Source organism: Sphingomonas sp. CFBP9019, assembly GCF_034045155.1.
GTDB classification, from domain to species: domain Bacteria; phylum Pseudomonadota; class Alphaproteobacteria; order Sphingomonadales; family Sphingomonadaceae; genus Sphingomonas; species Sphingomonas aerolata.
Map to the genome: position 1 here is coordinate 516,445 of NZ_JAXCWK010000003.1, position 16,692 is coordinate 533,136.

General features: G+C 66.9%; 16 protein-coding genes and 1 other RNA gene. 13 read left to right on the forward strand and 4 right to left on the reverse strand.

Translation table 11 applies throughout. The features are described 5' to 3' along the window. The first annotated feature begins 108 nt into the window (after positions 1–108). The 8 genes from SOM18_RS10455 to SOM18_RS10490 all read left to right on the forward strand — a co-directional run bounded on the left by SOM18_RS10455 (position 109) and on the right by SOM18_RS10490 (position 9,651). Positions 109–795 (forward strand): DUF448 domain-containing protein, encoded by a 687-nt coding sequence (locus tag SOM18_RS10455; protein WP_042466764.1) that lies wholly within the window; start codon positions 109–111, stop codon positions 793–795. Then, positions 792–3,641 (forward strand): translation initiation factor IF-2, encoded by a 2,850-nt coding sequence (gene infB / locus SOM18_RS10460; RefSeq protein ID WP_320481626.1) that lies wholly within the window; start codon positions 792–794, stop codon positions 3,639–3,641. The genes SOM18_RS10455 and infB overlap by 4 nt, the downstream gene beginning before the upstream one ends. A 116-nt stretch (positions 3,642–3,757) precedes the next feature. After that, positions 3,758–4,147 (forward strand): 30S ribosome-binding factor RbfA, encoded by a 390-nt coding sequence (rbfA, locus tag SOM18_RS10465; RefSeq protein WP_031396110.1) that lies wholly within the window; start codon positions 3,758–3,760, stop codon positions 4,145–4,147. Between the two features lie 33 nt (positions 4,148–4,180). Continuing rightward, the gene (locus SOM18_RS10470; protein WP_031440763.1) at positions 4,181–4,756 is read left to right on the forward strand and encodes a thymidine kinase; all 576 of its coding nucleotides are present in this window, start codon (positions 4,181–4,183) and stop codon (positions 4,754–4,756) included. A 150-nt stretch (positions 4,757–4,906) separates the two neighbouring features. Beyond that, entirely contained in the window at positions 4,907–5,815 is a 909-nt protein-coding gene (truB, locus tag SOM18_RS10475; protein ID WP_031440762.1) for a tRNA pseudouridine(55) synthase TruB, read from the forward strand. Between the two features lie 20 nt (positions 5,816–5,835). Further along, positions 5,836–6,105, forward strand: a complete 270-nt coding sequence (gene rpsO, locus SOM18_RS10480) for a 30S ribosomal protein S15 (RefSeq protein ID WP_031394369.1) — start codon at positions 5,836–5,838, stop codon at positions 6,103–6,105. Between the two features lie 194 nt (positions 6,106–6,299). Next, positions 6,300–8,720, forward strand: a complete 2,421-nt coding sequence (gene pnp / locus SOM18_RS10485) for a polyribonucleotide nucleotidyltransferase (RefSeq protein WP_031440761.1) — start codon at positions 6,300–6,302, stop codon at positions 8,718–8,720. 214 nt (positions 8,721–8,934) lie between these two features. Then, positions 8,935–9,651, forward strand: a complete 717-nt coding sequence (locus SOM18_RS10490) for a hypothetical protein (RefSeq protein WP_031440760.1) — start codon at positions 8,935–8,937, stop codon at positions 9,649–9,651. Between the two features lie 67 nt (positions 9,652–9,718). Here the strand turns inward: SOM18_RS10490 and ssrA are convergent. Continuing rightward, positions 9,719–10,074, reverse strand: a transfer-messenger RNA (tmRNA) gene (gene ssrA, locus SOM18_RS10495). Between the two features lie 60 nt (positions 10,075–10,134). On the opposite strand from ssrA, the gene SOM18_RS10500 reads away from it, so the two are divergent. Next, positions 10,135–10,566, forward strand: a complete 432-nt coding sequence (locus tag SOM18_RS10500) for an RrF2 family transcriptional regulator (RefSeq protein WP_031394858.1) — start codon at positions 10,135–10,137, stop codon at positions 10,564–10,566. A gap of 35 nt (positions 10,567–10,601) precedes the next feature. Here the strand turns inward: SOM18_RS10500 and mscL are convergent, their stop codons facing one another. Further along, positions 10,602–11,072, reverse strand: coding sequence for a large conductance mechanosensitive channel protein MscL (gene mscL / locus SOM18_RS10505; protein WP_031394859.1), 471 nt, complete (start codon positions 11,070–11,072; stop codon positions 10,602–10,604). Between the two features lie 104 nt (positions 11,073–11,176). Between mscL and SOM18_RS10510 the strand changes: the two genes are divergently transcribed. Genes SOM18_RS10510 through SOM18_RS10525 form a run of 4 tightly spaced genes read left to right on the forward strand, consistent with a single transcriptional unit; the run spans position 11,177 to position 13,817 of the window. Continuing rightward, a complete protein-coding gene (locus SOM18_RS10510) occupies positions 11,177–11,776 on the forward strand; it encodes a LemA family protein (protein WP_031394860.1) in 600 nt (199 codons plus the stop codon). Positions 11,777–11,792: 16 nt separating this feature from the next. Continuing rightward, positions 11,793–12,644: a TPM domain-containing protein gene (locus SOM18_RS10515; protein ID WP_031440759.1), complete on the forward strand. Its 852-nt coding sequence runs from the start codon at positions 11,793–11,795 to the stop codon at positions 12,642–12,644. A 1-nt stretch (position 12,645) separates the two neighbouring features. Beyond that, positions 12,646–13,317, forward strand: a complete 672-nt coding sequence (locus SOM18_RS10520) for a TPM domain-containing protein (protein ID WP_031440758.1) — start codon at positions 12,646–12,648, stop codon at positions 13,315–13,317. After that, positions 13,314–13,817: an NUDIX hydrolase gene (locus SOM18_RS10525; RefSeq protein ID WP_414712110.1), complete on the forward strand. Its 504-nt coding sequence runs from the start codon at positions 13,314–13,316 to the stop codon at positions 13,815–13,817. Before SOM18_RS10520 ends, SOM18_RS10525 begins: the two co-directional genes overlap by 4 nt. A gap of 57 nt (positions 13,818–13,874) precedes the next feature. On the opposite strand, the gene SOM18_RS10530 is transcribed toward SOM18_RS10525, so the two are convergent. Then, positions 13,875–14,156 carry an ETC complex I subunit gene (locus SOM18_RS10530; protein WP_031440756.1) on the reverse strand — a complete coding sequence of 94 codons (282 nt, stop codon included), beginning with the start codon at positions 14,154–14,156 and terminating at the stop codon, positions 13,875–13,877. A 9-nt stretch (positions 14,157–14,165) separates the two neighbouring features. Continuing rightward, positions 14,166–16,622, reverse strand: coding sequence for an ATP-dependent helicase HrpB (gene hrpB / locus SOM18_RS10535; protein ID WP_192007717.1), 2,457 nt, complete (start codon positions 16,620–16,622; stop codon positions 14,166–14,168). Between the last annotated feature and the right edge of the window lie 70 nt (positions 16,623–16,692).

Below are 16,692 nucleotides of genomic sequence, written 5' to 3' on the forward strand. Positions count from 1 at the left end.
AAGGGTGCAGGTGGGCGCGAGCCTAATCCATCCCGCGTGCGCGAGGGGGATGAAGACGCCCCCATTCGCAAGTGCATCCTGTCGGGCGAGCGCGATGTTCGGCCGCATATGGTGCGACTCGCGCTGGCCCCCGATGGCCAGATTCATCCCGACGTGCGTGCCAAGGCTCCTGGCCGTGGCGCGTGGATCGGGGTGACACGAATCGAACTCGAAGCGGCGATCAAGAAGGGCAAGCTGAAGGGCGCGCTCGCGCGTGCGTTCAAGACCGGCGAGTTCGCGATTCCCCCCGAACTGCCTGCGCAGATCGAAGCCGCGCTTGAGCGCAACGCACTTGACCGGCTCGGGCTCGAATCGCGCTCGGGCACCGTGCTGATCGGCTCCGACCGGATCGAGCAGAATGCGCGCCAGGGCAAGCTGAAGGCGCTATATCATGCGTCCGACGCGGCCGAGGACGGCAACCGCAAGCTCGACCAAGCGTGGCGCATCGGCAACGATGTCGAAGGCTCGGGTCTGCGGGGGTTGGCACTGCCCGCGTCACGTACCATATTGGCATTGGCGCTGGGGCGGGAGAATGTGGTACACATTGGCCTGACTGACCGCGCTGCAGCAAAGCGGGTGAGCGAAGCGCTCGACCGTTGGCTGCATTTTATCGGCCCCGAACCTTCTCCCGTGTCTTGCGAAACGGCCTCGCAGGGCGCATCGGCGTCTCAACAAAACGGGACGTCACCCATAACAGGGGCGTCCGGATCGACCGGACACAGCCCGGCCGTGGACATGACTGAGGAATTTGAGTGAGCGACACGGACAACGAGAAGCCGAAACTTGGCATGCGCGCACCTTTGGGTGTGAAGCGCACGGTCGAGACCGGCCAGGTGAAGCAGAGCTTCAGCCACGGCCGATCGAATACGGTGATCGTGGAAACCAAGCGTGCGCGCGTGCTGCGCCGTCCGGGCGAGCCCGACGGTCCGGTCGCCGATGCGCCGGTTGCCGCGCCCGCGCCGGTTGCGGCCCCCGCACCGGCTCCGCAGGCGCGTGCGCCGCAGCCCGCCCCCGCACCGGTACGCCAGCAGGCACCGAGCAACCTGTCGCCGCAGGAGCGGCAGGCCAAGCTTCTCCGCGAGGCGGAAGAGCAGCGGATGAACACGCTCGAAGAAGGGCGTCGTCGCCAGGAAGCCGAGCGCGCCAAGGCCGCCGAGGACGAGCGCAACCGCATCGCCGAACGCGCGCGTGCCGAGGCGGAAGCCAAGGCTGCACCTGCGCCGAAGCCCGTTGAGGCGCCTGCACCTGCACCTGCACCGGCACCCGTCGTCGAAGCAGCGCCGATCTTAGCGCCGACGCCTGCTGCCGCGCCGGTTGAAGCCCCCGTTGCGGTGGCCCCTGCCCCCGCTGCAGCCCCGGCACCCGCGCCGACTCCGACGCCAGCTCCGGTAGCGGCGCCAGCACCGGCTCCCAAGCCGGCGCCCGCGCCTGTCGCACCGCCGGCCCCGCCGCCGATTCTCGAATTGTCGCGCGATCCGTCGATGCCGGCACCCCGCCGGTTCTCGCCAGTCGCCCGTCCCGAGCGTCCTCCGCCGCCGCCGAAGCCCGTCCCGGCACCTGCGCCTGCAGCGCCGGCGACGACGGCCAATGCCGGCACGACCGCAGCGCGCCCTGGTGCAACCGGTGCCAACGCGCCGGCTGGTGGCGTCCGTCGCGACGCACCCCCGGCACGGCCGCAGCAGCGTGACCGCAAGGGCGACGATCGTCGCACCTCGGGCAAGCTGACCGTCAACCGCGCCCTCGGCGATGGGGATGGCGCCCGCGCCCGCTCGCTCGCCGCACTCAAGCGTGCGCGTGAGAAGGAGCGTCGTGGCACCGGTGGTCCGCGCGAGCCGCAGGCCAAGCAGGTCCGCGACGTGGTCGTCCCCGAGGCGATCACCGTGCAGGAACTCGCCATCCGTATGGCCGAGAAGGGTGCAGACCTCGTCAAGGCGCTGTTCAAGATGGGCATGCCCGTCACGATGACGCAGACGATCGACCAGGATACGGCCGAACTGCTCGTCACCGAATTCGGTCACAACCTGACGCGCGTCAGCGATGTCGACCAGGATCTGGCGAACGACACGATCGACGATGCCGAGGAGACTCTGCGTCCGCGTGCCCCGGTCGTCACGATCATGGGTCACGTCGATCACGGCAAGACGTCGCTGCTCGATGCCTTGCGCGGCACCGACGTGGTGCGCGGCGAAGCGGGTGGCATCACCCAGCATATCGGCGCGTATCAGGTCACGCTGAAGGACAAGTCGAAGATCACCTTCCTCGACACGCCGGGCCATGAAGCGTTCACGCAGATGCGTGCGCGCGGCGCGGACGTCACCGACATCGTCATCCTGGTGGTGGCGGCGGACGACGGCCTGATGCCGCAGACGGTGGAGGCGATCGCCCACACCAAGGCGGCTGGCGTGCCGATGATCGTCGCGATCAACAAGATCGACAAGGAAGGCGCCAATGCCCAGAAGGTGCGCGAGCGCCTGCTGAGCGAGGAGATCGTGGTCGAGGACATGGGCGGCGACGTCCAGGACGTCGAAGTCTCCGCGACCAAGAAGATCGGTCTCGACACGCTGATTGAGAAGATCCAGCTCCAGGCCGAACTGCTCGAACTGCGCGCCAATCCGGATCGCGCGGCCGAGGGTACGGTGATCGAGGCCAAGCTCGACAAGGGTCGTGGTCCGGTTGCGACGATCCTCGTCAATCGTGGTACGCTCAAGGTGGGCGACATCTTCGTGGTCGGCGGCGAGAGCGGCAAGGTTCGTGCGCTGGTCGACGACAAGGGCAAGCAGATCAAGGAAGCGGGTCCGGCGATGCCGGTCGAGGTCCTCGGTCTGTCGGGCGTGCCGTCAGCAGGCGATCCGTTCCAGGTCGTCGAGAACGAGGCACGGGCCCGCGAAGTCGCGGAATATCGTCGCAGCGTGAAGACCGACAAGCGGACGGCATCGGTTCCGGCCAGCCTCGAGAGCATGTTCTCGGCGCTGAAGGAAAAGCAGGCGATCGAATATCCGCTGGTCGTGAAGGCCGATACGCAGGGTACCGTCGAGGCGATCGTCGGGGCGATCAACAAGATCTCCACCGATCTGATCAAGGCGCGCGTGCTGAGCTCGGGCGTCGGTGGCATCACCGAATCCGACGTCACGTTGGCGGCGGCATCGGGTGCACCGATCATCGGCTTCAACGTTCGTCCGAATGCCAAGGCACGCGAGATCGCCGAGCGCCAGAAGGTCGCGTTCAAATATTATGACGTGATCTACGACCTGATCGACGAGATCCGGGCGGGCATGGCCGGCGAGCTTGGGCCGGAAGCGTTCGAGACGGTCGTCGGTCGTGCCGATATCCGCGAGGTCTTCTCGGCGGGCAAGCATGGCAAGGCGGCGGGTCTGCTCGTTACCGAGGGCAATATCCGCAAGGCGCTCAAGGCACGTATCACGCGCAACGACGTCATCATCTACCAGGGCGAAATCGCATCGCTGCGTCGCTTCAAGGATGATGTCGCCGAAGTCCGCGCCGGGCTGGAGTGTGGCGTGACGTTCACGTCGAACTTCGTCGACATCAAGGCCGGCGACGTCCTCGAGACGTTCGAAGTCGAGATGCGCGACCGCACGCTGTAATACTGAAGCCCTCTCCCCCTCGGGGAGAGGGTTGGGTGAGGGGCAGTACCGGGCGGTAACGCTTGCGGCCGCCCCTCACCCCCACCTCTCCCCGGAGGGGCGAGGGAGTTAGAAGAATGAAGACCGATACCCCAGAGATCAAAACCGTCCGCGCGCTGCGCGTGGGCGAACAGGCGCGTCACGCGCTCAGCGACATCCTCGCACGCGGCGACGTGCATGATCCGGTGCTCGAAAAGCACCTCGTCACGATCACCGAGGTCCGCATGTCCCCCGACCTGCGCCACGCCACCGTCTTCGTGAAGCCGCTGCTCGGCAAGGACGAGGAAAAGGTGCTGAAGGCGCTGCGGACGAACACCGCCTATCTCCAGCGCGAAGTCGCGACTCGCGTGCAGACGCGCTATGCCGCCAAGCTGAAGTTCGTCGCCGACGAGAGCTTCGACGAGGGCACGCATATCGACACGCTGTTGCGCGATCCGCATATCGCGCGCGACCTGTCCGAGGATTGACGCCACCGCGCGACGCGTCTTTGGGTTGAGCCGATGGCCAAGCTGTATTTCTATTATGCGTCGATGAACGCGGGCAAGTCGACCAACCTGCTTCAGGCGGACTTCAACTACCGCGAGCGTGGGATGCGGACGATGCTGTTCACCGCCGCGATCGACGATCGCTTTGCGGCGGGCACGATCACGTCGCGGATCGGGCTCGAGGCACTGGCGATCGCGTTCGACGCGGATACGGATATCGGCGCGTGCATCGCCCGGCAGCACGCCGAGGATGCGATCTCCTGCGTGCTGGTGGACGAGGCACAGTTCCTCACCGCATCCCAGGTCGACCAGCTGGCGCAGATCTGCGACGTCACCGGCATCCCGGTGCTCGCCTACGGCTTGCGCACCGATTTCCAGGGCGCGCTGTTCCCCGGCTCCGCGCGACTGCTCGCGCTGGCGGACTCGCTGGTCGAGATCAAGTCGGTGTGCATGTGCGGGCGCAAGGCGACGATGAACCTGCGCGTCGACGCGAACGGCCGCGCGATCGCCGAGGGGCAGCAGACCGAGATCGGCGGCAACGACCGCTATGTCGCACTGTGCCGCCGGCATTTTACCGAGGCTTTGGGGTAGCTCCCTTCCCTTCGCCCCTTCCCGTCATCCTGACGAAAGTCAGGACCCAGAGTACCAAACACCGTCTCTCGTGGCTCTGGGTCCTGACTTTCGTCAGGATGACGGAGTGGGTGGGGCTCGCCCTGCCCCGATATTCAAGGATCCTACGACATGCATGGCTGGATCATTCTCGACAAGCCGCTGGGATTGGGCTCGACGCAGGGCGTGTCCGCGGTGAAGCGCGCGCTGCGCAACGGCGGCTATGGCAAGTTCAAGGTCGGCCACGGCGGCACGCTCGATCCGCTCGCGACCGGCGTGCTGCCGATCGCGGTCGGCGAAGCGACCAAGCTCGCCGGGCGGATGCTCGACAGCGACAAGATCTATGATTTCACCATCATGTTCGGGGTCCAGACCGACACGCTCGACGCCGAGGGCGTAAGCATCGCCACCTCCGACGTGCGCCCGACGATGGCAGCGGTCCAGGCGGTGCTGGCGCAGTTCACCGGCCCGATCGCGCAGGTGCCCCCCGCCTATTCCGCACTCAAGATTGATGGCGAGCGCGCCTACGACCTTGCCCGCGCTGGGCAGGACGTGGTGCTCGCCAGCCGGAACGTGACGATCCACGCACTCACCCCCCACCCCACCCGTCTTTTGCATGACGGGGTCGGGGCGGGACTGGAGGCAGTCACCCTCACCGCGCATGTCTCCAAGGGCACCTATATCCGTTCCCTCGCGCGCGACATCGCGCTGGCGCTCGGAACCGTCGGCCACGTCACCATGCTACGCCGCGTAAAGGCCGGCCCGTTCGACCTCTTATCGGCGATATCGCTGGACAAACTGGACGAACTCGCTAAGGCCTCCGCGCTTGAAGATGTACTACTGCCCTTGAGGGTGGCGCTGGACGACATCCCGGCTCTCTCCCTCACCCCCGACCAGGCAGGGGCGCTCCGACAGGGGCGTATCTTGGCCGGGATCGCCGCAGACGATGGCCAATACTTCGCCGAGCTGGACGCTGTCCCGGTCGCGCTGGTCGAGGTCGAGGACGGAGACGTCCGGGTCGTTCGCGGTTTCAATCTGTGATGTCGAAGGACTGAGAATTCATGACGATTACTGCTGAACGCAAGACCGAGCTGGTCAAGATCCACGCACGCCAGGACGGCGACACGGGTTCGCCCGAAGTCCAGGTCGCGATCCTGACCGAGCGGATCAAGAACCTGACCGAGCACTTCAAGGGCCACAAGAAGGACAACCACTCGCGTCGTGGTCTCCTGATGATGGTCAACAAGCGCCGGTCGCTGCTGGACTATCTCCGTCACAAGGACGGCCAGCGCTATCTGGATCTGATCGCGAAGCTCGGTCTCCGCAAGTAAAACGAACGGCTCCCTTCGGGGGGCCGTTTTTGTATATACGACTTTGATTCCGCGCCATCGCGCGCGGAGGCAAACGCCAGGACGCAATTCGGTGGACTGGCAAGGAGCGACAACTCGCTCCACACCGCCGCGAGCCGGCTTAGCTCGCACATAGGCCCCGGTCGGCATCTGGCCGCCGGAGTGAAGGAAACGAAATGTTCGATACCAAAACCGTAAGCGCCCAGTGGGGCGGCAAGACGCTGACGCTCGAGACCGGCCGTGTGGCCCGTCAGGCAAACGGCGCCGTGCTCGCCACCCTCGGCGAGACCGTCGTTCTGTGCGCCGTGACGGCTGCACGGACCGTCAAGGAAGGGCAGGATTTCTTCCCGCTTACCGTCCATTACCAGGAGAAGTTCTCCGCAAGCGGCCGCATCCCCGGCGGCTTCTTCAAGCGTGAGCGCGGTGCGACCGAGAAGGAGACGCTGACCAGCCGTCTCATCGATCGCCCGATCCGCCCCCTCTTCCCAGAGGGTTTCTACAACGAGATCAACGTGATCTGCCAGGTTCTGTCGTATGACGGCGAGAACGAGCCGGACATCCTCGCGATGGTCGCGGCGTCGGCGGCGCTGACGATCTCGGGCGTGCCGTTCATGGGCCCGATCGGCGCAGCACGCGTCGGCTATGTCGATGGCGCCTACATCCTCAACCCGACGCTCGACGAAGCCAAGGCGGGTGATCTCGACCTCGTCGTCGCCGCCACCGGCCAAGCCGTGATGATGGTCGAGTCGGAAGCCAAGGAGCTTTCGGAAGAGATCATGCTCGGCGCGGTCCAGTTCGCGCACAAGGCATGCCGCGAAGCCGCCAACCTGATCATCGACCTGGCCGAGCAGGCTGCCAAGGATCCTTGGGAAATGGCCGAGCAGGCCGACCTGTCGACCGCCAAGGACAAGCTGAAGAAGCTGATCGGCAAGGACATTGCGGCCGCCTACAAGGTGACCGACAAGTCCAAGCGTTCGGACCTGCTGAACGCCGCACGCGCCAAGGGCAAGACCGCCTTTGCCGATGCGACCCCGCAGGACCAGATGGCAGCCGGCAAGCTGATGAAGAAGCTGGAGGCCGAGATCGTCCGCGGCGCCATCCTCAAGGACGGCACCCGCATCGACGGCCGCACCACCACGCAGATCCGTCCGATCGAAGCGATGGTCCACTTCCTCCCGCGGACGCACGGCTCGGCACTGTTCACGCGCGGCGAGACGCAGTCGATCTGCACCACCACGCTCGGCACGCGCGACGCAGAGCAGATGATCGACGGCCTCAACGGTCTGTCGTACGAAAACTTCATGCTCCACTACAACTTCCCGCCCTACTCGGTCGGTGAAGTCGGTCGCTTCGGTGCGCCGGGTCGTCGCGAAGTTGGCCACGGCAAGCTCGCCTGGCGCGCGCTGCACCCGGTGCTGCCGTCGAAGGAAGAGTTCCCGTACACGATCCGCGTATTGTCAGACATCACCGAGTCGAACGGCTCGTCGTCGATGGCGACGGTCTGCGGCGGTTCGCTGTCGATGATGGACGCGGGCGTTCCGCTCAAGCGTCCGGTGTCGGGCATCGCGATGGGCCTGATCCTCGAGGGCAAGAACTTCGCGGTTCTGTCGGACATCCTGGGCGACGAGGATCACCTCGGCGACATGGACTTCAAGGTCGCTGGCACGTCCGAGGGCATCACCACGATGCAGATGGACATCAAGATCGCCGGCATCACCGAAGAGATCATGGGCAAGGCGTTGGCACAGGCCAAGGAAGGCCGTGCGCACATCCTGGGCGAAATGGCCAAGGCGCTCGACCACACGCGTGAGGAGCTGTCGGCACACGCACCGCGTATCGAGACCTTCACGATCGAGAAGTCGAAGATCCGTGAAGTCATCGGCACCGGCGGCAAGGTGATCCGCGAGATCGTCGCGCAGACCGGCGCCAAGGTCGACATCGACGACGAGGGCGTGATCAAGGTGTCGTCGTCCGACCCCGCGCAGATCGAAGCCGCGATCAAGTGGATCAAGGGCCTCGTCGAGGAAGCCGAAGTCGGCAAGGTCTATGACGGCAAGGTCGTCAACCTGGTGGACTTCGGTGCTTTCGTGAACTTCATGGGTGGCAAGGACGGTCTCGTCCACGTGTCTGAAATCAAGAACGAGCGCGTCGAGAAGGTCTCGGACGCGTTGAGCGAAGGCCAGGAAGTCAAGGTCAAGGTCCTGGAGATCGATCCGCGCGGCAAGGTTCGCCTGTCGATGCGCGTCGTCGACCAGACGACCGGCGAAGAGCTGGAGGACACGCGTCCTGCCCGTGAGCCGCGCGAAGGCGGTGACCGTGGTCCGCGCGGTCCGCGTCGCGATGGCGATGGTGGTCGTGACGCCGGTAACGGCGGTGGCGGTCGTGGCCCGCGCGGCGAAGGCGGCAACGGTGATCGTGGTCCCCGTGGCCCGCGTCGTGACGGCGATGGTGGTCGTGATGGCGGCAACAGCGGTGGCCGTGGCCCGCGTCGCGACGGCGGTGGTCAGGGCGGCGAGCGCGCTCCCCGCGCCGAGCGTTCGGACGGCGACAAGGCCCCCGAGTTCGCTCCGGCGTTCCTGACGGGCGATCGCGACTAAGCGATCTTGCCGACTGGCAACTAGCGAAAGGGGATCCGGGCAACCGGGTCCCCTTTTTCGTGGCGATCACGATTGCGGGAGCCGGCGGCGCGATGCCACGGGATCCGCATCCTGCAATTTGTACGAGAATGACGGCCGGACGCGCTGCTATCGGCTTGCAGGGTCCAGCGTGCATGCGCATTCTCGGCCAAGGCAGCAGAGATGCGGGGGCATCATGGCAACCTTGGCGACCAGCGTGTCGGCGATCACCGCCGAGCGGCGTTTCTATCTCATGCTGGCTGCGATCATCGCGGTCACCGTCTTCGCGGGGTTCGGGCTGGACCTGCAGCGGACTGACTGGAACATCGTCGGGCTTCCCGCCCAGGTCCATCTGCACGCTGCCGTCTTCTTCGGCTGGATCATCCTCTACGTCGCGCAGAACTGGCTGGTCGACCGGGGATCGATCGCGATGCACCGGCGACTGGGCGTCGCGACCGCATGTCTGGTCCCGGTCATGGTCGTGGTGGGCGTCGCGACGACGGTCATGGCCGTCCGGCTCAACCGCGTCCCGCCCTTCTTCACGCCGGGCCTTTTCCTCGCGCTCGATCTTCAGATCATCGGCTTTGCGATCCTGGCGGGCTGGGCGATCCAGCTGAGACACCGGTCCGACTGGCACAAGCGCCTGATGCTGTGCGCGACGATTCTGATCATGTCGCCGGCGCTGGGGCGCATTCTGCCGATGCCGCTCATGGGCCCGTCCGGCACATGGGCGATATTCGTCGCCACCATGGTCTATCTGGGGGCTGCGATGCTGTTCGATGCGCAACTGCGCGGGCGGGTGCACCTAGCCTATTGGTGGGGCGCGGGAATGCTGACCCTCGTCCAGCTGCTGATCGGCATCGTCGGGTTCAGCCCGCGGCTCGACAAGCTGGTCGCGCAAATTGCCGCCTAACGGCGGGCATGCGCTTGAGTAGAATTTGAGTGGGGAGCTTCTGTTGCTCGGTGCCCCCCGTACCGCCGGTTTCCACTTCTGTTGCCCGGTGTGGCCCGAACCGCGCTTTCGTCCGTATAACTTAGGTCGTTAGACCGTCAGTTATGCGGCAATTGCGAGTGCTTCGTTATCGTTGGCACTTGTGTATGGGCCGTTGCGGTGGTCCCATTCCGAGCGAAACATAGCGTCGTTGAACACACGTCGATCCTAGTTCGACCCCGTCATCGTCCCCCTCTCGCGAAGAGGGCGGTGGTGGAGTCGCCGGGTACTGCCCCCGGGTCCGCTGTGTCTATGACACGCCACGGTTTATCGCCATAGTCACCAAGGGAGAATTCCCCCGATGACGCTTGTGATATAGAGCGGCGGTCGGCCGATTAAAAGCCCGTGATTTTGCCCTTTGCGGCCTTTCGCTCGCCACAAACCGCGTGCATAGAAATCTGTATTATGTTGACGCAGCGCTCTCGCTACGCGCTTCGCGCGATGATCTTCCTTGGCGGCGCCCCGGTCGGTGGCCCACCGATCCCGATGACCCGCATCGCGGCCGAGGCCAATGTCCCGCGCAAGTTTCTCGAGCTGATCCTTGCGGACCTGCGCGAGTCCGGCTTGCTGCACAGCCATCGCGGCAAGATGGGCGGCTATCGCCTGTCGCGCCCGAGCCACCTGATCTCGCTCGGCGAGATCATCCGGATCATCGAGGGCCCGCTCGCGCTGGTGCCCTGCGTCAGCCGCACGGCCTATCGGCCCTGCCTCGACTGCAAGAGCGAGGCAGACTGCGCGATCCGCTTTGCGATGATGCGCGTCCGCGACGAGACTGCGCGGATCCTCGACGGCACGAGCCTGGCGGATGCCAACGCCGAGGATCTGGCCGCAGCCTGATCTCCCCCTCCCCCCGTGGGAGAGGGGCAGGACGGTCAGCCGCGTGCCTTGAGCTCGTCGCGGATCTCCCGCAGCAGCGCGATCTCGACCGGCTCGGGCGCCGGCGCGACTGGCGTCGCTTCTTCCTCACGCTTGAGCCGCGCGGTTTCACGCTCGATCAGCGCCGCCGCGCGGTTCACGACGCGCAGGATCATGAAGATGATGAAGGCGACTATCACGAAGTTGACGAGCTGCGTCGCGAACGCGCCATAGCCGAGCAACGGCACCCCCGCCTTCTTCAGCGCCGCATAGTCGCTGAGCGAACCGGCATAGTTTGCGGGGACAGGCCCCATCCGCCAGAAATAGCTCGAAAAGTCGAGCCCGCCGAAAATCTTGCCGATCACCGGCATCAGCACGTCGTCGGTCAGCGAGGTGACGATCTTGCTGAACGCCGCCCCGATGATCACCGCAATAGCCAGATCAAGCACGTTGCCGCGCATGATGAACGCTTTGAATTCCTTGAGCATTTGCGCCCCCTTTTCCAGTCCCCCGCACGCTAGCCATCGATTTCGGTTTCGCCAAGCCGGTCCGCTGTCCTATGGGGGTGATACAGACCAGCAGGAGAGCCCCGATGTCGTCCTATGCCCAGATTCTTCGCGGATCCGCCGTCGTTGCGCTTGCGGCGACGCTTGGCGGCTGCGGGATCAACAGCATCCCGACCGCCGAGGAAAATGTGAAGGCGCGCTGGGCCGATGTGCAGAACGACTATCAGCGTCGCGCCGACCTGATCCCCAACCTCGTCGCGACGGTCAAGGCGGCCGGCGCGCAGGAAAAGAGCATTCTGGTCGAGGTGACGCAGGCGCGCGCCGCGGCAAGCACGGTGCAGGTCTCGGGCGACGACCTGACCGACCCTGCGAAGATCGAGCAGTTCTCGCGCGTGCAGGGTGCTGTCGGGCTGTCGCTGCAGCGACTGCAGGAGGCCTATCCCGAGCTCAAGAGCCAGGCCAATTACACCACGCTGATGAGCCAGCTCGAAGGCACCGAGAACCGCATCACGATCGCACGGCGCGACTATAACGGCGCGGTCCAGGCTTATAACACCAAGATCCGCACCTTCCCCGACGCGGTCGGCGCGAAGATCTTCTATGGCGCAAAGCCGATGGTGCCATTTGCCGCGACCACGCCGGGGGCCGAGACGGCGCCGACGGTGAATTTCGGCAACGCGAGCTGATCGCGGGGCCGGCGGCATGATCCGCGTCCTCGCGGCGCTCCTCTTCGCGGTGCTGCTCGGCAGCGGCACCGCAGGCGCCCAGACTTTCCCGAAATTCACCGGCTTCGTCGTCGACGCGGCGAACGTGATCCCGCCCGAGCAGGAAGCGGCGCTCACCAAACGACTCGACGACCTGCAAAAGGCGACGGGCAACCAGTTGGTCGTCGCGACCGTCGCCGATCTGCAGGGCTATCCGATCGAGGATTATGGCTATCGCCTGCTGCGGAACTGGGGGGTCGGGCTGAAGGACGCCAATAACGGTGCGATCCTGCTCGTCGCGCCGAACGACCGCAAGGTACGGATCGAGGTCGGCTATGGGCTTGAGCCGGTCCTGACCGACGCGTTTTCGAGCGTCGTGATCAACCAGCAGATCCTGCCGCGCTTCAAGGCCGGGGACATGACCGGCGGGATCGTCGCGGGCACGAATGCGGTCGCGGACCAGCTCGCTTTGCCCGACGCCGAGGCCCGCGCGAAGGTCGGCGCGGCGGCGGCGGAATATGACAAGACGCATCGCCGCGCGCCGTCCGGCAACGGTGGCGGCGTGCCGATCGGGCTGATCATCTTCGGGATCGTGGCAGCCGCGATCGTCATTCCGATGATCTCGCGGCGTGCCGGTGGTACGCGCTATTCAAGCGGTGGCGGCGGCAACGGGACACTGCCGATCGTGCTTTGGAGCATCGCCAACGAGATGTCACGGCGCGGCGGCGGCGGCGGTAGCAGCTGGGGCGGCGGCGGTGGCGACAGCGGCGGCGGTGGCTGGATGGGCGGCGGTTTTGGCGGCGGCGGCGGCGGATCTGCCGGCGGCGGCGGCGCATCGGGGAGTTGGTGACATGCGGTTGAGCGAAGCCGATCACGGCCGCGTCACCGCCGCGGTGACGCAGGCCGAAACCACGACGACGGGCGAGATCGTCACGATCGTCGCGCGCCAGTCCGACGCCTATCACGACGTCTCGCTGCAATGGTCCGTGCTCGCCATGCTGCTGAGCCTTGTGGTGCTCGCGCTGCACCCCGTGGCGGCCGACCAGATCTATGCGCGGCTCGTCGATCCCTGGGCGCAGTCGGCACCACAGGGCGCGTTGTTCGCGATCGCGCTCGTCCTGATGACGCTGGTGTTCCTGGGCATGCGCCTGCTTCTCACTATCCCCGCGTTGCGACTCGCGCTGACGCCGGGCGCGACGAAAACGCGCCGGGTGCGCCGACGTGCGGTGATGCTGTTCCGGGCGGGCGCGGAAAAGCGCACGCGCGGCGCGACGGGCGTGTTGCTGTACCTGTCGCTGGCCGAACACCGCGCGGAGATCGTCGCAGACTCGGGCATCCATTCGCGCGTGCCGAACGAGATCTGGGGTGCGGCGATGGCCGCCGTGCTCACCGCGGTGCGCGATGACCGGCCGGCGGACGGCATGGCCGATGCCGTCGCGCAGATCGGCACGGTGCTCGCCGAGCATTTCCCGCGAACCGACGCGGCGATCAACGAACTTCCCGACAGGCTGATCGAATTATGAGCACGACGGTATGGGCGGGCAAGTTCCTGACCGTGCAGACCGAAGGCACGTGGGAATATGCGGAACGGCGCGGGCAGATCGCGGCAGCCGTAATCGTTGCGATCGACGCGGGCGACGTCATTCTGGTCGAACAGTTTCGCGTACCGCTGGGCCGCGCCTGCCTCGAACTGCCTGCCGGGCTGGTCGGTGACGAGACCGCAGGCGAGAGCGTCGCGGTCGCCGCCGGGCGCGAGCTCGAGGAGGAAACCGGCTACCGCGCGGCCGCGATCGAGGATCTGGGGCTGTTCTATTCGTCGCCGGGGATGACGTCCGAATGCTTCACGCTGGTCCGTGCGACCGGGCTGACCAGGGTCGGCGACGGCGGCGGCGATGGTGACGAGAACATCACCGTCCACCGCGTACCACTCACCGACATTCCCGCCTTTGTCGCGGCGAAGCGCGAGGCGGGCGTCGCGATCGACGCGAAGATGCTGCTGATCCTCGCGGGATCGATCCTCTAGCGACGCGCGCGCTGAGCCGTTTTCAACCCCGTCGCCGGAACGGCGTCGGGTAGTCGCTTATTTGAAGTTGTCCGCGTAGCTCTGCAGCTTCAGCGTCTTCTGCGGCGCCGGCACGACCGTGTAGCCGAACCCCTCACGCTCGCAATGCGCGATCGCGGCCTCGGCGGTCGGGAAGAACAGGCGGAGCTGGTCTCGCGTGTCGCCGCTGCCGGCCCAGCCGGTCAGCGGGTCGGGGCGCTTGGGCTCCGAGGGTTCGAATTCGAGCTGCCAGCTGTCGGTCCGGTGCTTGCCGGACTGCATGGCGTTCTTGGGGCGCTGGAAGATACGGGCGGTTGGCATGGGCTCCCCTTATCGCGAAGTTGCGCCCCTTGCATCCGCCTTTTTCGTGCGCAGCGTCGCCGATGCCGCGGCGGGATCGTCGGGCCAGGGATGCTTGGGGTAGCGACCGCGCATTTCCTTGGCGACCGCGACCCAGCTTCCCGCCCAGAAACCGGGCAGATCGCGCGTCGTCTGGATCGGGCGTCCCGCCGGTGACGTGAGGCTCAGCACCAGCGGGACACGTGCTTCGCCGATGGTCGGATGCACGCCGAGCCCGAACAGCGCCTGGACGCGCAGTTCGACGCGCGGCCCTCCCTCGGCGGCATAGTCAATCGCGTGCGTGCTGCCCGCCGGACTCGTGAAATCGGGCGGCGCGAGGCGGTTGATCATCTGCATTGCATCCCAGCCGAGGAGGTTGCGCAACGCCTCGACGAGTGCCCCCGGGGCGATCGCATCGAGTCGGCGCTTTCCGACGAGCAGAGGCGCGAGCCATTCGTCCAGGCGGTCGAGCAACGCCGCATCGTCGAGCGGCACCCCCGCATAAGCGGCGCGGTCGCGCAACGCCTGCCCGCCGTCGCTCCACGGCAGCAGCGAAAGACCGTGCTCGCAAGCCGCCTCCAGCAGCGCGGCGAGGATCGCGTCGGAATCGGCGCCGCTGTCGGGTCCGCTCGACAGCCGGATCGCGCCGAGCCGGCGTTCGCGGAGCGCCTGGATGCCGCCGGTCGCTGGGTCGAAGCTGACCGTGCGGCGCGATTCGATCCGATCGGCGAACAGCGCCTCGACCGTCGGCTGATCGATCACCGCCGCGGACAGGATCCGCGCGCCCGCCGCGGACCCTTGCGTATCGGCGACCGCAAGCCATTCCGCACGCGCCAGCGGCGACGTCGGATCGAGCCGGAACCCGCGTCCGCCGACCGATGCCCAGGTTTCGCCGGACGGATCACGCCGCCGGGCGACGCGGTCGGGATAGCCAAGCGCGATGCACGTGGCGACGCCCCCGTCTGCCGGCGAGAGAGACCCGCGCGACGGTGCGAGGCGGGCCCACCGCTCGGCCATCCCGCGCGCGGCCTGCGCCTTCGCGCCGCGTTCGGTCTTCCAGCGGCGCAAGCGGGTTTCGACATCTACGTCCTGCCCACCGATGCCACGCTCGCCGAGCAGCACCGCGACCTGCGCGGCGACCTCGGCCAGCCCCCGCTCTCCGGCGCGCAACAGCATATGGGAAAGCCGCGGCGGCATCGGCAGCTTTGCGATCGCACGGCCATGCGCCGTCGGACGACCGTCCTCGTCGATCGCCTCGAGCGTCGCCAGCCGGCGCAGCGCCTCGTCGATCGCCGCAGCGGGCGGCGCATCGATCCAGCGCAGGTCACGGGGGTCGGCGACACCCCACAAGGCACAGGCGAGCACCAGCGCGGACAGATCAGCCTCGAGGATTTCGGGCGGATCGTATCGCGGCAGTCCCGCGGTCGCGGGCTCTTCCCACAACCGGTAGGCGGTGCCTGGGCCCAGACGCGCGGCACGCCCGGCGCGCTGCGTGACCGCGGCCTGGCTCGCGCGTTCGGTGACGAGGCGGGTCATGCCCGCCGCGCGATCGTAACGCGGACGCCGCGCGAGACCGGAATCGACGACGATCCGGATCCCGTCGAGCGTCAGGCTGGTCTCGGCGATGCTGGTCGCCAGCACGACCTTGCGACGGCCATCGGGTTCGGGAAGGATCGCCGCGCGCTGCGCCGCCGGATCGAGGCTGCCATGAAGTTCGTGCACGACGATGTCGTCGGGCAGGTTCGCGAGCCGGTCCGCGGTCCGTTCGATCTCCGCGACGCCCGGCAGGAAGGCGAGCACGCCGCCCTGCTCCTCTACGAGTGCACGGCGGATCGCCGCCGCCATGCCATCCTCGATCCGCGCCTCCCCCGGGCGACCGATATGCCGCAGCGTCAGCGGATAGCTCCGCCCCTCGCTCTCGATCACCGGCGCGTCGTCCATCACCGCCGCGAACCGCGCGCCGTCGAGCGTGGCCGACATCGCGACGAGCCGCAGGTCGGGACGGAAGCCCGCCTGCACGTCGAGGGCGAGTGCGAGCCCGAAATCGCCATCGAGACTGCGTTCATGCACCTCGTCGAACAGCACCGCGGACACCCCCGCCAGTTCCGGGTCGGACTGGATCCGCGCGACGAAGATGCCCTCGGTGACGACCGTGACGCGCGTCGCCGCGGATCGCTTGCTGTCCATCCGCGTCGCATAGCCATAGGTCCGCCCGACCGGCTCGCCCGCCGTCGCCGCCATGCGTTCCGCCGCGGCGCGCGCGGCGAGGCGCCGGGGTGAGAGCAGCAGGATCTCGCCGGTGCACCAGGCTTGCTCGAGCAGCGCAGGCGCGACCGCGGTCGTCTTGCCCGCGCCCGGCGGCGCGACGAGCACGGCGGAGGACCGCGTACGCAGCGCGGTAAGCAGTTCGGGCAGGACGGCAAGGATCGGTAGCGGCGGCGGAGTCATCGCCGCCTGCTGCCACAGATCGGTCGTGGCGCAACCGCTTTTCCGGGGGTCGCGCACCACCGCGACCGTC